This window comes from Fannyhessea vaginae DSM 15829 (genome assembly GCF_000159235.2).
Lineage (GTDB): Bacteria > Actinomycetota > Coriobacteriia > Coriobacteriales > Atopobiaceae > Fannyhessea > Fannyhessea vaginae.
Map to the genome: position 1 here is coordinate 257,759 of NZ_ACGK02000001.1, position 16,582 is coordinate 274,340.

Sequence of the window (16,582 nt, forward strand, 5' to 3'; positions counted from 1 at the left end):
CTAAGCGTTCTGCTTTGTATCAATATGACGCTCGCGATACAGTTCAAGTGTTTGCGCGTCAATTAATGCCTGAACAACGCCTGGTCGTGTGGTGCTGTAGCCTGCGGCATAACACGCGTCGTCTAAAGCGCGCTCAACAGTATCATTGCTCAGTAAGCTTGTTGCAAACGCGCAGATAAACGCATCGCTTGCACCAGTTGTGTCGATCGTTTTGAATGCATGAGATGGCGTATGAATATGTGAGGACGCCGAGAAATAATCACAACCTTTTTCACCGCGCGTAACTATGACATGAGGAATCCCCAGGTTAAGTAACATATGTGCATGATCAATCAATGCGTTTTGCGCCTTTTTCGCGCTGCGGTCATCACGGTGAGGAGTATGTGCCTGCGCGCAATTTTTGAGCGCGTAACACAGCGCGGCAAGCTCGTGTTCGTTGGGAATAATGTAATCAATATAGGCTGCCATGCGCTTTGGAAATTCAGTAAGTGCCACCGGCTTAAAAATAACCTGTGCTCCCTGGCGTTTTGCCTCTTTGCAAGCCTGTTCGGCTGCATCAAGTGGAACTTCGGATGGAATAAGGCATAAAGACGCGTTTTTAAATAGATGTTTGCGCTCAATTATATCTTGAGCACAAAGTTTGCTATTGGCGCCTGTAAGAATGGTGATGGTTGACGCACCCTGTTTATCTACACAGATGTATGCCTTGCCCGTTTGCTCGTCTTTTGTGCGTACCACTCCTTTGGTGTCTATATTCCAGCGGCTTAACTCTTTATAAATCATGCTCGATTCGCTATCGTCGCCAATGTTGCCAATAAGCACGGCTTTATGTGCAAGTTTGGCAACACCAATAGCATAGTTAAGGCCTTTTCCTCCTACCGAAATATGAGACGTGGTTGTAGTTACGGTAGAGCCTGCGTCAGGAATGTGATCCACTAAAAGCTGAGTATCAATATTGATGCTTCCAACAATTACAATTCGTTCGTGTTGATTATTTTGAGGCGAAGCAATGCTCGCTCTGGTGGTAAGTGCGTTATGCGTGGGGATAAAGTTGAACACGGCGTCTGAGGCAGTGTCTTGCTTGCGCGCACATCCATCAGTATCAACGACCGATTGATTTGCTATCTGCAGCTGTTGCGCTATATATGTTCCAAAATCTTTATAACTTATGCTGTATGCACTTATAGGCGTATTCAAATAGGAATACACCACAGAGGCGCAACCATTTGTGTTTGCAGCGCCTGTATCTATTTGTGTCTGCTCGTCTGCGCTTTGTAGCGCGTATTCTGCATCGCTTTGCAGACATACAAGCGAAAAATCCTGCGGCGCTTGTATGTGAAGCGTATAAAGCTGCGTACGAAGGTCTTGCGCTTGTTGCCATGAAGCACACACCACGGCTGTTATATCGCCGTTTACAAGCGCTTGCAACAGTTCATTGCACACGCTTGTATAACAGTTTTGTTCTGCAAGCATAATTTTTCGCTGAAAAAGTATCGAGGCGTATCCCTGTATAAACGCGCGTGGAGTTTCTTTATTGGTAAGACATGCAATATGACGATGACCAGCCAAGATAAGCTCGGCGCTTAGGTCGTGCGCCAGTGTTTCAAAATCAATACTATAGTTTTGCTTGCCACCATCTTTGCCAAGTTTAAGTACCTCAATGTCGTGCTTTGCACAAAGATTGTCTATAGTTGTGTTAGTAGGAGTCTGCATAGTATTGAGCGGCTCCCAAATGAGCGCGCTTATATTTGATTGTATAAGCTCTGTAATGCTTTGTTCTTCACGAGACTTTTCGCTCGTGTATACCACAAGGGTAGATATGTGATGCTTCTGTAGCGTTTCTATTATTCCCGACACCAAACGCATATTCTCTTTTGTTTCGCGCACACAAACACCTACAAGCCATGTGTTTCGTTGCGCGGTAATACGCGCATAAGGGGTGTAATGATATTTTTTAATGGTGTCTAATACCACAGTGCGTGTTTGGCTGCTAATATTTTGGTCTTTACGATTAAGGATTTTTGAAACGGTTGTTGGCGAAACGCCTGCTAATCGTGCTATATCTTTAATGTTCATGGTATTCCTTAGAACGCTTATCGCCCCTATTAAGACATCTTGTAAATCGAAAAACAACGTTTGGGATTGCAGGCATTATGTTACCAGTAAAGATTGCGTATTGTGCATAATTTTCTAAGAAATATACCGTTGACGGATTAAACCATGCCATTTATGGATGGATATACGTTGCAGGTTTTCATGTGTGTCTACTATAGTAAACAAGATTAGGAAATATGTTCCCTATATATGTATCCTATATAAGAACATGAATGCCTGTATCGCACTGGCATTTGATACAACGGGGTTTAAGCAACCGTAGAAACAGGTTGTGCTCACACAATAAAAGAGGTTGTATTGTATGAGCGCAAGCTGTATCCACGTTACTATAAGGTATGGTGAGGTATGAGCAAAGTTGTGGTGCTCGGTAGCATCAATATGGATGTCTCCATAGAATCGGACAGAATGCCCTTAGAGGGCGAAACACTTTCGGGAGATAATCTGCTTATCAATGCTGGTGGTAAAGGTGCAAATCAGGCGGTGGCGTCTGCGCGTGCAGGAGTTCACACTCATCTTATTGGATGTGTGGGAACCGACAGCTTTGGTAAAGAGCTGCGCGCCAGCATGGCTCAATCAGGGGTTGATATTCAAGAGGTAACAACAACTACCTCAACAACTGGTATGGCAATTGTCCTGCGCTCTCATGGTAATAACAGAATTATTATTAATCACGGTGCAAATGAGTCTGTTACACCACAATTTGCACATGCAGCACTTTCGCGTGTTGCACAGCCGCACGACATTTTTTTGACGCAATTTGAGTCTCCTGCTCAGACGGTAGAGTCGTCCATAGAGTTTGCTCACGCCCATGACATGATCACAGTTGTAAACCCGTCTCCCGTGCGCTCTATTAAGCCATCGTTGTATAAAAGTATCGACATTTTATGTCTTAACGAAACTGAATGCATGAGCTTATTTGATATTAATCCAACCATGGATGCACCCACCATGTGCGCACTTACAAAGGTTTTGCAACTTGGTATGAAAACCCTAGTTGTTACGTTGGGCGCTGCAGGATGTTTGCTTGTTTCGCACCAGCATCAACTCTTTGCGCCTGCATATTCGGTAAAGGCCGTAGATTCAACAGGCGCTGGCGATACCTTTGTTGGCGCAATGAGTGCTTGTCTTGCAAAAGGTGCACACACAGAGCAGGCGATCGCTTTTGCACAAGCCGCTGCCGCTCTTTCAACAACACGTGTTGGAGCACAAGTGTCTATTCCAACTTGTGAGGAAGTTGAAGCGTTTCGGATACAGCACAAGGTGAACGAGCCAATCAGTTGTGTATAAGGATTGCGTCAACTTTGTATGCTTCGGTGAGCGCACAAAGACTTGTGCTACAAAGGGTGTAGCACTAAGTACCATGGCTTTGATGTTATAGAGAACATGCGTGTAAATATATTATCGTTGAAAGGAAATGTTATGGCGAAAACACCAATTATTTTGGACACCGATCCAGGTGTGGATGATGCTGCTGCCATAGGACTTGCTCTTGCATCTGATACAACAGATATAAAGCTCATTACCACCGTTGGCGGTAATGTAACGCTTGAGAATGTAACAAATAACGTGCTTAAACTTTTACATTTTTGGCATGCGCATGTCCCCGTTGCAAAGGGAGCCCAAGGTCCACTTGTGCGCAAGCTTACAACTGCTGCAAACGTTCACGGTGAATCGGGTTTAGCGGGTTACGAATTTGAAGGTCAAGCAGACGAGTGTTTGTTGGAAGACGTTGCACCTGTTGCAATGCATAAAGCACTCCATGCAAGCAAAGAACCTTTAACTATTGTGGCAATAGGGCCTCTTACCAATGTGGCACTCTTGTTGCGCCTGTATCCTCAAGATCAAGAGCTCATCAAACGTATTGTTATTATGGGTGGAACATGCACGCGAGGCAATAAAGGTGTTTTGTCCGAGTTCAATATTGCTACCGACCCCGAGGCCGCAAAAATTGTTTTTTCATCAGGTATTTCTTTAGCTATGGTTGGACTTGATATTGGATGGAAAGCAACAATTCCTGCAAACGATATCCAGACAATTAAAACGTTTGGAAAAACGGGCAAGATGGTGTACGACTTGTTTAGCCACTATCGTTCGGGTTCAATTAACACAGCACTTAAAATGTACGATCCAACAGCCATGGCGTATTTTCTTAAGCCAGAATTCTTTACGGTTGAAAAAACCTTTGTTGATATTGAGCTTGCAGGCACGCTTACAGCTGGTTGCACATTGGTTGACTTTAGGGGATATCTGCATGGAGAGCCCAATGTTGACGTGTGCACCGATATTGATGTCGAAGCATTTCGTTCGTGGTTTGTAGAACAACTTAGTATATGTGAGCGTAAACGTGTTGAAGCTTCAAAATAATTAATGTTTGTGCATATGCATTTACCGTAACGTAAATTTTTGTACTCGTGCACAAGCATGTGTGGTAAGGAGAGTGGTATGGAGCTTATAGTAATGTATGTGATAGCAGCACTATCCATCTGTGTTATCGGCTATATGTTGGTAAAAAAGATGGATATCAAAATTACGCTGTTTATTATTGGTTTAGTGCTTATGTATGTTGCAATTGCAACGGGTCATGGATTAGCAATTAAAGATTTTAAGCCAAGTTCAACTCCGCTTTTAGATCCTTTGCTTGCCATTATTGTCATGTTTAAGTCAACGCTTACGGGCGCAGGCCTTGTTATGCTATTTTTAGGTGGCTATACCTCATATATGAGCTCAATTGGTGCCAATGACGCAACCGTGAGCGCGCTGGCAAAGCCAATTGCGCATGTTCGTTCGCCGTATATTTTGGTACCTATTGTTTTCCTTCTTGGTAATCTTTTATCGTTGGTTGTTCCAAGCGCGTCAAATTTGGCAATTATCTTGCTTGCAACGTTGTATCCGGTGCTTAGAAAGTCAGGGATGTCGGCTTTAACTGCAGCTGCGGTTATCGCAACAACAGCAACTATCATGCCAACGCCTTTAGGTGCCGATAATGTTGCTATTACGGCAGAGCTGGCAAAGTATCCAATGTTTGAAAACCTCACGGTTTCTCAGTACGTTTTTGGATATCATGCATTGGTTTCTATTCCTACCCTTATTTTTATGGCAGTTGTTCATTACTTCTGGCAAAAATTTATGAGCAAGCGCGCTGATCAAACAGTTACCACGCAAAATTCAAGTAAGTCCAAAGACCAAGCTGATGAGGCTGCAGATAAGTCGCACACCGCACAGAAAAATTCTGATACAGCAAAAGACGAAATCAAGGGCGTCTTTCATGCGCTTTATGCTGTTTTGCCTCTCTTACCAATTGTTCTTTTGGTTGTGGCGTACATCGCAAAAATTTGTTGCGGTGTGTCTATAACAATGAGCGTAGAGCTGGCAACGCTTATTTCGTTCATAATCGCGCTCGTCTGTGATGCGCTTAGACGTAAAGATATGCATGAAGCACTTGGCAAAACCGAAACTTTCTTCAAGGGAATGGGTTCGATGCTTCCTATTATCGCTTTGCTGGTTGCTGCCATGATTTATGTTGTTGGTCTTAAGTCCATTGGACTTATTGCCTCGCTACAAGCAATGATGACTGGTATGAGTGGTAATGGATTAGGGTTTGTTCTGCCTCTTATTTTGGTTGGGCTTACGGCTCTTATCGTATTGCTTTCTGGCTCGGGTGTTGCGCTCTTTTATGCAATGGTTCCGCTTATTCCAGCCTTGGCTCAGGCAGCGGGAATATCACCTATTGCTGTTTCCATTCCTATGGGAATGGCGGGCAACTTACTGCGTGCAGTATCCCCAGTTTCTGCGGTTATTATGATTGTGTCGGGTACCACCAAAACTAGCCCGCTTGACGTAGTTAAACGAGTGAGCGTGCCTATGCTTTTGGGTTGCGTATTTATGTTTGTTCTTTCGATGGTACTGTTTATCTAGAAAAGCATGATTGCTTTACGTTGTCGAACGTAAAGCAATCGAACATATGTGACAAACAACGCCTCTATTACGCTTGTAGTATAGGCGTTCCTGTTGTGCGCAACTTTCTTAACACAACCTCGTCATTGCAGTCGGTAATTATGGCAGAAAAATCGGTTATAGTTGCAAAGCGATACAGTTCTTCTCGATTAAATTTATTTTTATCTGCCAGCAAGAAGGTATATGAAGCGTTGTGGATAACTTTTTCTTTTACAGCTCCGCCGTCAATATTGTCGCAGGATACCGCCATTTGGTCTAAATCTATGCTTCCTGCGCCAATAAACGCTTTAAGGAATAAGAGCGGCTCGAGCAAGCTGATAGTTTCGGATCCTACAAAACCATTGAGCTTTATGTTAAGAAAACCACCTGTTGCGAGCGTTGTAATGTGTGGTGCGTCAGAGAGAATTTTAATAACATCTAACATGTTGGTGGTTACAATAACATGCTTGTTTCCCTGCGCTAAAAGCCGTGCAAGCTCTATGTTGATGCGCGATAAATCCAAAAAAATCGAATCGCCGTCGTTTATTTCCAAGTAAGCGCGTTTTGCAACCGCCCATCTGTTGGCGTCAGTATGATCGTGCGTGTTTGAGCCTTGTGCTGTTTGTGGCTCAGGTGAAAGTGCATGGTTAAGTGAAGGTATAAGCTCGTCAACGCGCTGTTTTGTACGCTGACTGTCAGGGCGAGCAGAAAGTTTGGAATCAACACTGGGATGTAAAAAATTATTAAGCGCACTCACATCAGCACTCTTAAGCGCGCCGCCATACACACGCTTGCATAAACCGTGTTTATCAAGATATTGAAGATCTTTACGAATGCTGTCACAGCTAACTCCATAATGGGCAGCTAGATCTTCTACTTCTACGCGGCCTTGTCTATCGAGCAGGCGCAAAATCTCTGCATGGCGTTCTTTTCGGAACAACGTTTCCTCCCTTCTCGTCCAGACAATTTAAGTGTAGCGTACTTTGCGAAATGATTTATATTTTCTTGAGCACTACACGTTTATTCAATTTCTTGTAAATGTAAAAAGTAAACATAAGAAGTAAACATAAGAAGTAAATGTAAGAAACCTTGATTACGCACAAATCCTCAAGGAGGATGTGCGCACAAAGTTGATGAACGTCTTTTGTACGCTTAATATTAAGCTTATGTTGCATATTAAAGAGCTATGGGTGTTTGGACAAGTTAGCCGTACTTTTACGCTTGAAATAAGACCGCTGACGGAAAATCAGGAAAGAACAATAAAAAAATGTGTCAATATTACGAACTAATTGTTACACTAAGAGCTGTCTTAAACGACGATTTTTATATTTTTGCACGCTACGAACTATTTGAAGGAGTTTATGCATGACTATGAAAGAAATGCTCAAGCTGAAAAACATACAAATTGTTTCGGCGTGCAAAGACTGGGAAGATTCTATTCACGTTGCCGTCCAGCCGCTTGTGGATGATGGCAGTGTCACAAGTGCCTATATTGACGGGATTATTGCAAACGCGCATGAATTTGGGCCATATTTTGTTTTAACTCCCGACCTTGCACTGTTGCACGCGCGTCCTGAACAAGGTGTTATACATCAGCAGCTTGCGGTTACGGTGGTGCGTGAAGGAGTCGTCTTTAAGGAGGGTAATGCTCCTGTTCGTGTTTTGGTGACACTTGCTGCGCAAAATCCTAACGATCATATTGACGTTATGCGTATTCTTGCAACCATGTTTGCTTGTGAGGCAAACATTACCAGCATTGCACAAGCTCAAACAACACAGGAAATTTACGATTTATTTATCAGCGCTTCAGCGTAAGGCGCACACATTGTCTGCGGCGGTAAAGCAGTAATAACGCAGCGGATAAAACAGAGTCAGCTTATGCACTTTACATAAGAAGCTCGTGATAAATCCAATTATTGTGTGCGGTATTTTTCGTAAAGTGCGCATACATAGAGAAAGGAAGTCAGATGGCAGTACTTGAGGTTATCATTAACATCTTGTCTACACCTGCTATTCTTGTAGGCTTGCTTGCGTGTTTGGGCTTGTGTTTGCAAGGAAAACCAGTTGAAGACATCGTTAAAGGTACGCTTAAAACCATTGTTGGTTTCTTGGTGTTAAGTGCGGGCGCAGGTTTTTTGGTAGGAAACTCTCTCACGGGTTTTGGTCAAATTTTTAACTATGCGTTTAATATGCAAGGTGTTGTACCAAATAACGAAGCCGTTGTTGCAGATGCGCTTAAGAACTTTGGTGTTAGTTCGGCGGTTATTATGGCAGTAGGAATGGTTCTCAACATTGTTCTTGCTCGTTTTTCACGCATGCGCTACATTTTCTTAACGGGCCATCACACGCTTTATATGGCATGCATGATTGCGGTTATTTTAGGTGGCGCAGGTCATCTTGAAGGTTGGATGCTCTATCTTGCCGGTGGCTGCTTGCTTGGTTTTATTATGGTGCTGTCACCTGCATATTGTCAGGTAACGTTTAGAAAAGTAACCGGAAGCGATTCAGTGGCACTTGGTCACTTAGGCGGACTTGGTTACTGGCTTGCTGGTGTGGTTGGCCGCTGCTTTGCCAATGACCCTCATCGCAAAAGCACCGAAGAAATCAACTTCCCCAAACGTCTTATCTTTTTACGTGATACAACAGTTTCAATTGGTTTAACGATGGTTATTTTATTCTTAGTGGTAACAGGTATTGCTGTTGCACGCGGAATTTTAACCGAAGGTCCTGCATTACTCGCTGCTGATCCCAAAGCATTTGACGCTCAGTTTGGCGCATTAAAAGGGCTTATGAACATTGGTTCCGAAACAGTTAACAACTGGATTGTATGGGCCATTACAGGAGGCTTGAGCTTTGCTGGTGGTGTCTACATCATCTTAAGTGGTGTTCGTCTTATTATTGGCGAAATTGTTCCTGCTTTCAAAGGCATTGCCGATAAGCTAGTTCCAGGTGCCAAACCTGCACTTGACTGTCCTGTTGCATTTACATATGCACCTAATGCGGTGACCATTGGATTTATTAGCTCATTTGTTGGTGGCATTGTTGGACTGTTTATTCTTGGCGGATTAAACGCTATGATTCCTGTTGCTCTTATCTTGCCTGGTGTTGTTCCTCACTTCTTCTGTGGTGCTACCGCAGGCGTATTTGGTAATGCAGAAGGTGGCGTGAAAGGTTGTGTGGCTGGTGGCTTTGCGCACGGTTTGCTTATTACATTCTTGCCAGCTATCTGCATGCCAGTGTTTAATGCTCTTGGTTATACAGGCGCAACTTTCTCCGATGCCGATTTCTCTTGGATGGGAATCGTATTTGGTAACATTATAAATTATGCAAATGGTTCGCTCTTAATGCTTATTTGTGTCGTTGTTTACATTGCTCCTATTTTGTATAACTTCCTTGCACCTAAACCAAAGACGCAGGCGTAAGAATTTTGTTACAGCGACGCTAAGAAGGCTTTGGCGATTGTTTAACATCAAGCGAGGTCAGCTGGCCTCGCTTGTTTTATCGGACGGACTTATAAAGGTACAAGCACACAAATGTATTGTGTTATATCTCTGTTTAACTCAAGCGCAAACATGTGTTCAATAAAGTTCAGAGATAATAATAGTGTAATAAGGTTACAGCCCTGTGATACGGTAGGTGTAGAGGGCGTCCAAATAAATTGTAAGGGGTTGCTATGAGTGTACATAAGATTTTATGTTGTTGCGGTTCCGGATTGGGTTCAAGCCTTATCGTTCATATGAATGCGGAAGACGCTGTTAAAAAGCTTGGTCATCCCGAAATTGAAGTGGATCATACTACTATTTCTGACATCAATCCTCAAGCTGCCGATTTATTTATTGTTGGCAATGATTTAAAGGATTTTATGCAAGGTATTCCCGATGAGAAAAAGGTAGTTCTTATCAATATTTTAGACAAGGCAGAGCTTGAACAAAAGCTGGCACAACATATCGGATAATCGTTGTCTTGTGTGTAAATAACGTATAACAGCTAGATATATAGAGCGTGCAATACAGTGACAGAACAGGAGTGCTCCGTGGAGGATAGGGAATATAAAAAAATTAAGCTTTTAGCAACAAAAATTCGTCGTGATGTACTTGCAATGCTTCAGCATAGAGGTTACGGCCATATTGGCGGCTCGCTTTCATTAGCCGATGCCTATGCTGTGCTTTATGCTAAACATTTGCGTCATCGCCCTGATAATCCTCACTGGGAAGACAGAGATCGTATTGTTTTGTCAAAAGGACATGCAGGTCCCGTTATGTATTCAACGCTTGCCGAGCGCGGATTCTTTCCTAAGGAGTGGCTCTTTACCTTAAATGATGGTGGAACGCGCCTGCCTTCTCATACCGATCGTCTTAAAACGCCTGGCGTTGATGCAACAACTGGTTCTTTGGGCCAGGGAACTTCGCTTGCAGCTGGTATTGCCTATGCCCTCAAAAAGAAAAATTCTTCTCGTAATACCTATCTTTTTGTAGGCGACGGGGAACTTAACGAAGGTCAGTGTTGGGAAGCATTTGAGTTCATTGCTGCGCACCGTCTTGATCGCTGCATTGTATTTATAGATGACAATAAAAAGCAGCTTGACGGCAGAACTAAAGACATTCTTGATCCGTTTGACTATGTAGACAAAATGCGCGCCTTTGGTTTTTATACACAAAAGGTAAATGGTCAAGATATTATTGCGCTTGACGAGGCAATTACTCGCGCAAAAGACCAGCACGATCAAGCCAACGCTATTGTACTTGACACCATTAAAGGTGCTGGTGTTCCTTACTTTGAAGAAACCGAAATGAATCACTCGATGAAGTGGAATAACGACGAAATCAATAAAGCTACCGATGAAGCGATTGCGCGCTTTGACCAAGAAATTGCTGCGCTTGCCTATGCGCTCGAAGGGGAGAGTCTTCCTTGCGCTTGTAGCGGCCTAGACGATGGTAAAAGTTCTTGCGCCACACAAAATCTTTCTTAATATGAGTAGCTACGGAGAGTGAGGAATAATGTTTAAACTTGCAAAAGATTGTAGAAGCGCAGGAAAACCTTATCGTGATGCGGTTGTTGATACGCTGCTTGACTTGATGAAAACAAATGATCGTGTTTTATGTTTTGACGCAGATTTAGGCGGAGCAAGCGGAACGCTTAAAATTCAAAAGGAGCTGCCCGAACAGTTTGTAGAAGTTGGTATTGCCGAACAAAACATGATGGGCATGGCAGCGGGTATGTCGTCCGAGGGATATATTCCATTTTGTCATACCTTTGGACCTTTTGCTACCCGTAGATGTTTTGACCAAATTTATTTGTCTGGTGGATATGCGCACAACACCATCAATATTTGGGGCTCAGACCCCGGCTTTACTGCAGGAGCTAACGGAGGAACTCACACAACTTGGGAAGATATGGCTCTTATGCGCATGATTCCAGGTTCAATTATTACCGATGCAGCAGATCCCGTACAAATGGAGTGGATTATTCGTACATTTGCAACTTTGGAAGGCGTACACTACGTAAGATCGGGAAGAAAAGCCTCGTATAGTATTTATGAGAGTGGCTCTACCTTTGAACTTGGACGTGGAAATGTTCTTCAAAAAGGTAGTGATGTTCTTATCATAAGCGCTGGTCAGTTGGTTAAAGATGCGCTCGATGCTGCAGAAGAATTAGAAAAACAAGGCTTGTCAGTAGAAGTTATTGATATGTTTTGCATTAAGCCGCTTGATAAAGAACTGGTGTTAAGCGAAGTTGCAGGGAAACGCGCTGTAGTAACTTTTGAAAATCATAGCGTTAACGGTGGCTTGGGATCAAGTGTTGCCGAAACTCTTGTAGAAGCGCAAGTATGTGTTCCATTTAAGCGTATTGGGGTAAATGAGCAGTTTGGTCAGGTGGGCACTGCCGATTGGCTTCAAAAAGAGTTTGGCCTTTGTGCTTCAGATGTGGTAAAGACAGTTAACGCTTTGTTGGCGCGCTAACCTGTTTTGCTGTAGGGTTTATCTTTGCGCAAACATGTGAATTATGTATTTACGAGCTTATGTATAAAAGTAATTAAGAGCAGATAAAACGCACGTTGCATGTTGTGACGTGCGTTTTTATAAATGAATTTATACCGACATATCAACTTATGATTTATACTGATGTACATAATTATTAAGAACATTATAACTTTCGTGATAAGGGTTTACCATGCAAGATTTTCACCCCGTCATTATTGGCTCTGACATAGGTACGTATGCACTCGCACGGTCGTTTCATGAAGCATACGGCAAAACTTCCTCGGTAGTAGCTTCTCAAATTCTAGGACCAATCGCTCATTCTCGTATTATTCAGGTGTTCTTAGAGAAAGATTATGTAATGCACGATGTGCCCTACTCGGCACTGGTGCAAGCGTTGCTGACATTGGGTCCTCAATTACAGCGCACGTTTGCGGGCCAAAAATTGTTGCTGATCGCCAATGCAGATACCTACGTAAGAGATTTAGTTTCACATTACGACGTGTTAAGTACATACTACACTTTTGCAGCGCCTTCGTTTAGTTTGTTGCAACAGGTAAATGATAAGGAAGTTTTTCCTTCTCTCATAAAACAATATGGGCTTCAAACGCCGTTGTCGTGTTCGGTTGATTTGGCCGATGAACCTCGTGCAGTATTAGACCAGATTATGGACAATCATGAACTTGCGGTAAATTTTGCAACGCATGCGCTCATTTTAAAGCCCGTGTTAAGTTCTGGTTATGAGAAGCTTTCATGGCCTGGTAAATATAAGGTTTATACAGCACATTCACAAGACGAATTATTTCGTATTATAAGCGATCTTCATGTTCACGCACTTGAACACGAAGAAGTAAGGCACTTTTTGGCTCAGCGCCGCGTTGAAGGTAACGATAGCTATAATTTGTCAATAACGGCTTATGTAGACGAATCCAACCGCGTAACACTGTTGGGATCGGCGCACGTTTTGCTCGAAGATCATGTACCCACAGCGTTGGGCAATCCCGCATGTATGATAACGGAAAGTTATCCAAAGATATACCAAAAAGTTTGCAACTTCTTAACGGGTATTCAATGGCGAGGTTTTGCAAATTTTGATCTTAAAATAGATGAGCATACGCACGAACTGTACTGTTTTGAAATGAATCCGCGCATTGGTAGAAATTTGTATTACAATACCGCATCTGGTCTTAATCCCATGCGCGTGTTGGTGGCAGATATGATTGAGCATCGTGCTATAGAAACGCAGCGTCTAAAAAAGAGTATTTGTTATAGTGTTTTACCGCCTCGTCTTGCGCTCCGTTATTTGGGAGATTCAAGTGAGCGCGCCTTACGCACTCATATAAGAAGAGGTAGCGTCTATAATCCCCTGTATTACCCCTTTGAATTTGACATAAGTAAGCGCGGTCTTCTCCGTTTTGCCTATGTAAGCATTGCTTATCTTAATTACTGGCGCAAGTTTTATCGAGATTTTCCGCCGTCAGTTGCTAAAACAACAGGTACTACGTGGTTGGACACAACAGACATCACTCTGTAAGACTTCCCATGTGAGGTTGCAAAAACTCTTTACTATCATAAAAACAGGTTGGTGAGTCTAGGGATACAAAAGCCCCTGCCGTACAATACGACAGGGGCTTACATATGCGTAATCAAGCGCGCACGCTCATGTAACGGTGCAATTAAAACTTAACCTCGGGAACATCGCGTGCACTTTCGCTTGTAACAGCAAAGCCTTCGCGTTTGCCAAAGTGGAAAAGTCCTGCAAAAATAACGCCAGGAAACGTGGTAATGGCGTTATTAAACATAAGTACACAATCATTAAAGCTCATGCGCGCATAGCTAATTTTATCTTCGGTATCGCTTAGCTGAGATTGAAGCTGCTGAAAATTGGCATTTGCTTTAAGGTCGGGATAGCTTTCCGCAACGGCAAACAAATGTCCAAGTGTTTGCGTAAGCGTGTTAGAGGCATCCATCTTTTCTACGGGAGTAGCTGCGCTGTTAACAGCTGCGCGCGCGGCAATAACGTTTTCAAGTGTCTTTGATTCGTGAGCTGCATAGCCTTTTACGGTTTCAACGAGATTAGGAATAAGATCATTTCTACGTTGAAGCTGCGTATCAATAGTTTGCCATGCGTTGTCGCAACGGTTGTTCAGCTGGACAATGTGGTTATACATCATAACTGCAATAAGCAGCACAACCACAATTATGCCAACAATTATAAGTGTTTCAGGCATGGTATCTCCTGTTCGCCTTGTTGTGTTTGATAATTTTGTTGTATATACCCCTTCATTATACACGTTGCTGAGCAGTTTTGAGACGTTGCATATCGTTACGGAGTAATCAAACAACGAAAGATGGAGCGGCTGATGAAATACAGGTTATATGAAGTGTATGGGCATTAAAACGTAATTAGCGCGCGATTTACATGCGAAGCGCGCGCAAACAACTGCACGTTAAACTGGACGTATTGCAAAAAAATTGTGTAAATGTGATTACGTAAAAATGGCGGAGGGGGAGGGATTCGAACCCTCGGAACGGGGTTGCCGCTCAACGGTTTTCAAGACCGCCGCATTCGACCACTCTGCCACCCCTCCGTAGCTGCCTAGCTTTTGTACGTGCGATGAACAAAACGAAATGAGTACATAAGCTCTTGCACAGCTTTTATAGTGTACAACATTAAGCTCTATAAGTGTACAAAAACTTATATCTTTTTGATTTTCGTGTAAAATTTAAGGATACAAAGCTTGCACGCATGCTATGCGCTTGCTCTTGCTGCAAGATAACGCACCGTTTTTGGGAAAAGTTTGTAAGGAATTATCGATGACCTACAAGAGCTCTTGTTCTGATAACGCAACAACCAATGAGGCGCCTTTGCATCGCGCGCTCGTTGACTGCCAACAATCGCCACGCCATGTGTACGATTCAAGTGCGCTTGATACGCCGTCTGATACATCGCCCGATACATCGCCCGATACATCAATACATCCGACTCCATGTGACAACGAGGATTTTTGCGACCTTGATACGTATTATATGCACTGCGCCCTTGCACAGGCTCAAAAGGCAGCTTTAGAGCAAGAGGTTCCTATTGGGGCAGTTGTAGTTTGTAACAACACCATACTTTCGGCAGCACATAATTTACGCCAACATAGCCATAACCCTAGTGATCATGCGGAATTTATTGCCATGTTACAAGCAGCAAAGAAGCTTGATTCATGGCATCTTGAGCGCTGCTGTGTATATGTAACGCTTGAACCTTGTCTTATGTGCGCAGGTCTTATGCTCAACGCGCGTATTGCACGCTGCGTTTTTGGTGCATACGATCAAAAAGCAGGAGCTTGTGGAAGCTTGTATAACGTAAGTAATGATTTTAGGCTTAATCACTCCTTTGAGCTAAAAGGTGGTGTTTTAGCCGATGAAAGTGCAAATCTTCTGCAACAGTTTTTCAAGCATAAGCGCGCGCACGGCTAGTGCAGCTTGAGCCTTTGCGCACATGGTGGGCGGAAAATCCGATACATTCTTACACGCTTAGTGCGAGAGCAATGGCTCTACGCGGTAGGATTTTGTAATCTTTAATGCTAAATTGCTGGCAACTAAGACGTTGTTAGCTACAACGCGAGGGTCTTCTTCGTCTTCGGGAATGAGATACACGTAGGCAAATTGTGTTTGCATAGAAGCAATAACCTTATGCAAAACACTGCCAGAAGACATGTCAAGTGGAGAAATGATATTGGCTAAATACACGCCGTCTGCGCGTAGGCGGCTTTTAAGTAAGCGCGCGCCCTCTTGATTTGCAAGCGAGATCAGCGCGTTTTTTCCAGCAAACGCATCGTTAATGATTACATCATAGGTTTCTTGAGTGTGTTGCAGATAATGCACGCCGTCGGCATGGATAATGCGCGCGCGACACGTGCTTGGTCGTTGTTCCTCTAGGCACGCAGGATAGTTGAGCTCTTGATATGAGTTTTTGCAAAACGCATCAAGCGTTTGTTGTAAAAAGAAAAACCGTTTGGCAAGTTTTGTAATCGTGGGATCAATTTCTACCACGCTCACCTGCATGTTTGGGTAGTGCGCCCACATCCATTTGGGGAGCGAATAACCTCCTGCACCTATGACCAGCGTTTTACCTGCTTCTTTATGCGCAAGTTCTACCACTTGCATCATGTACTGATGATAGATGCAAACCAGCTTATAGCGCAGCTCTTTTTGCAAGTAGCATACCGACTGAAATTTGTTGCCTACGTTCAACAACCGAATGGGCGTTTTTTGTTTATCTTGTGAATCAAAAATCAGCACAGGGCCAAATTTACTTTTTATGAAGAGATGAGCCCCACGCATTCGTAAGATAAGGTAAAATAGTGCCAATATACCTGTGCTCACTACACAAGTCCAACCGCTTATCGTAAGAAGTGATGTAAGTATATTGTGCATTATTAAAGAAAACTCCTTATGTTGGGCATAATGGATAAAATCTAATTGTTATTTTGCAGTTGGCTCAGCTATACTAACTTGTGCAAACTTGTACATCGCATACTATTGTACGCTAAAACAGGTAACAT

General features: G+C 43.2%; 14 protein-coding genes and 1 tRNA gene. 10 read left to right on the plus strand and 5 right to left on the minus strand.

What is annotated here, in order from left to right; genetic code table 11:
* Complete coding sequence (locus HMPREF0091_RS01060) at positions 1-2,076, minus strand: PfkB family carbohydrate kinase (RefSeq protein ID WP_006302314.1); 2,076 nt, start codon at positions 2,074-2,076, stop codon at positions 1-3.
* A gap of 384 nt (positions 2,077-2,460) precedes the next feature.
* On the opposite strand from HMPREF0091_RS01060, the gene rbsK reads away from it, so the two are divergent.
* From rbsK to dcuC, 3 genes are all read left to right on the plus strand, one after another.
* Positions 2,461-3,402 carry a ribokinase gene (rbsK, locus tag HMPREF0091_RS01065; protein WP_006302315.1) on the plus strand — a complete coding sequence of 314 codons (942 nt, stop codon included), beginning with the start codon at positions 2,461-2,463 and terminating at the stop codon, positions 3,400-3,402.
* A gap of 132 nt (positions 3,403-3,534) precedes the next feature.
* Complete coding sequence (gene rihC, locus HMPREF0091_RS01070) at positions 3,535-4,479, plus strand: ribonucleoside hydrolase RihC (RefSeq protein ID WP_010241897.1); 945 nt, start codon at positions 3,535-3,537, stop codon at positions 4,477-4,479.
* Positions 4,480-4,557: 78 nt separating this feature from the next.
* Complete coding sequence (gene dcuC / locus HMPREF0091_RS01075; RefSeq protein WP_010241898.1) at positions 4,558-6,030, plus strand: C4-dicarboxylate transporter DcuC; 1,473 nt, start codon at positions 4,558-4,560, stop codon at positions 6,028-6,030.
* A gap of 67 nt (positions 6,031-6,097) precedes the next feature.
* Here dcuC and HMPREF0091_RS01080 read toward each other — a convergent pair whose 3' ends face one another.
* Positions 6,098-6,988: a DeoR/GlpR family DNA-binding transcription regulator gene (locus HMPREF0091_RS01080; RefSeq protein ID WP_006302318.1), complete on the minus strand. Its 891-nt coding sequence runs from the start codon at positions 6,986-6,988 to the stop codon at positions 6,098-6,100.
* 425 nt (positions 6,989-7,413) lie between these two features.
* On the opposite strand from HMPREF0091_RS01080, the gene HMPREF0091_RS01085 reads away from it, so the two are divergent.
* From HMPREF0091_RS01085 to HMPREF0091_RS01110, 6 genes are all read left to right on the plus strand, one after another.
* Positions 7,414-7,863, plus strand: coding sequence for a PTS sugar transporter subunit IIA (locus tag HMPREF0091_RS01085; protein WP_006302319.1), 450 nt, complete (start codon positions 7,414-7,416; stop codon positions 7,861-7,863).
* A gap of 152 nt (positions 7,864-8,015) precedes the next feature.
* On the plus strand, positions 8,016-9,470 hold the full coding sequence (locus tag HMPREF0091_RS01090) for a PTS ascorbate transporter subunit IIC (RefSeq protein ID WP_006302320.1): 1,455 nt from the start codon (positions 8,016-8,018) through the stop codon (positions 9,468-9,470).
* A 251-nt stretch (positions 9,471-9,721) separates the two neighbouring features.
* A complete protein-coding gene (locus HMPREF0091_RS01095; protein WP_006302322.1) occupies positions 9,722-10,003 on the plus strand; it encodes a PTS sugar transporter subunit IIB in 282 nt (93 codons plus the stop codon).
* 78 nt (positions 10,004-10,081) lie between these two features.
* Positions 10,082-11,017 carry a transketolase gene (locus HMPREF0091_RS01100; RefSeq protein WP_010241900.1) on the plus strand — a complete coding sequence of 312 codons (936 nt, stop codon included), beginning with the start codon at positions 10,082-10,084 and terminating at the stop codon, positions 11,015-11,017.
* A gap of 28 nt (positions 11,018-11,045) precedes the next feature.
* Complete coding sequence (locus tag HMPREF0091_RS01105) at positions 11,046-12,008, plus strand: transketolase family protein (RefSeq protein WP_006302324.1); 963 nt, start codon at positions 11,046-11,048, stop codon at positions 12,006-12,008.
* Between the two features lie 211 nt (positions 12,009-12,219).
* Positions 12,220-13,560: a carboxylate--amine ligase gene (locus tag HMPREF0091_RS01110; RefSeq protein WP_006302325.1), complete on the plus strand. Its 1,341-nt coding sequence runs from the start codon at positions 12,220-12,222 to the stop codon at positions 13,558-13,560.
* Positions 13,561-13,702: 142 nt separating this feature from the next.
* Here the strand turns inward: HMPREF0091_RS01110 and HMPREF0091_RS01115 are convergent, their stop codons facing one another.
* Entirely contained in the window at positions 13,703-14,257 is a 555-nt protein-coding gene (locus HMPREF0091_RS01115) for a LemA family protein (RefSeq protein ID WP_006302326.1), read from the minus strand.
* A 269-nt stretch (positions 14,258-14,526) separates the two neighbouring features.
* Positions 14,527-14,617, minus strand: a tRNA-Ser gene (locus HMPREF0091_RS01120).
* Between the two features lie 226 nt (positions 14,618-14,843).
* On the opposite strand from HMPREF0091_RS01120, the gene tadA reads away from it, so the two are divergent.
* Complete coding sequence (tadA, locus tag HMPREF0091_RS06220; protein ID WP_010241903.1) at positions 14,844-15,494, plus strand: tRNA adenosine(34) deaminase TadA; 651 nt, start codon at positions 14,844-14,846, stop codon at positions 15,492-15,494.
* Positions 15,495-15,551: 57 nt separating this feature from the next.
* On the opposite strand, the gene HMPREF0091_RS01130 is transcribed toward tadA, so the two are convergent.
* Complete coding sequence (locus HMPREF0091_RS01130) at positions 15,552-16,454, minus strand: spermidine synthase (protein WP_010241905.1); 903 nt, start codon at positions 16,452-16,454, stop codon at positions 15,552-15,554.
* Positions 16,455-16,582: the final 128 nt, after the last annotated feature.

Excerpts from the sequence above, each read along its gene's own strand:
- HMPREF0091_RS01060 (WP_006302314.1), bottom strand. The coding sequence starts at position 2,076 with ATGAACATTAAAGATATAGCACGATTAGCAGGCGTTTCGCCAACAACC.
- rbsK (WP_006302315.1), top strand. The coding sequence starts at position 2,461 with ATGAGCAAAGTTGTGGTGCTCGGTAGCATCAATATGGATGTCTCCATA.
- rihC (WP_010241897.1), top strand. The coding sequence starts at position 3,535 with ATGGCGAAAACACCAATTATTTTGGACACCGATCCAGGTGTGGATGAT.
- dcuC (WP_010241898.1), top strand. The coding sequence starts at position 4,558 with ATGGAGCTTATAGTAATGTATGTGATAGCAGCACTATCCATCTGTGTT.
- HMPREF0091_RS01085 (WP_006302319.1), top strand. The coding sequence starts at position 7,414 with ATGACTATGAAAGAAATGCTCAAGCTGAAAAACATACAAATTGTTTCG.
- HMPREF0091_RS01090 (WP_006302320.1), top strand. The coding sequence starts at position 8,016 with ATGGCAGTACTTGAGGTTATCATTAACATCTTGTCTACACCTGCTATT.
- HMPREF0091_RS01095 (WP_006302322.1), top strand. The coding sequence starts at position 9,722 with ATGAGTGTACATAAGATTTTATGTTGTTGCGGTTCCGGATTGGGTTCA.
- HMPREF0091_RS01105 (WP_006302324.1), top strand. The coding sequence starts at position 11,046 with ATGTTTAAACTTGCAAAAGATTGTAGAAGCGCAGGAAAACCTTATCGT.
- HMPREF0091_RS01110 (WP_006302325.1), top strand. The coding sequence starts at position 12,220 with ATGCAAGATTTTCACCCCGTCATTATTGGCTCTGACATAGGTACGTAT.
- HMPREF0091_RS01115 (WP_006302326.1), bottom strand. The coding sequence starts at position 14,257 with ATGCCTGAAACACTTATAATTGTTGGCATAATTGTGGTTGTGCTGCTT.
- tadA (WP_010241903.1), top strand. The coding sequence starts at position 14,844 with ATGACCTACAAGAGCTCTTGTTCTGATAACGCAACAACCAATGAGGCG.
- HMPREF0091_RS01130 (WP_010241905.1), bottom strand. The coding sequence starts at position 16,454 with ATGCACAATATACTTACATCACTTCTTACGATAAGCGGTTGGACTTGT.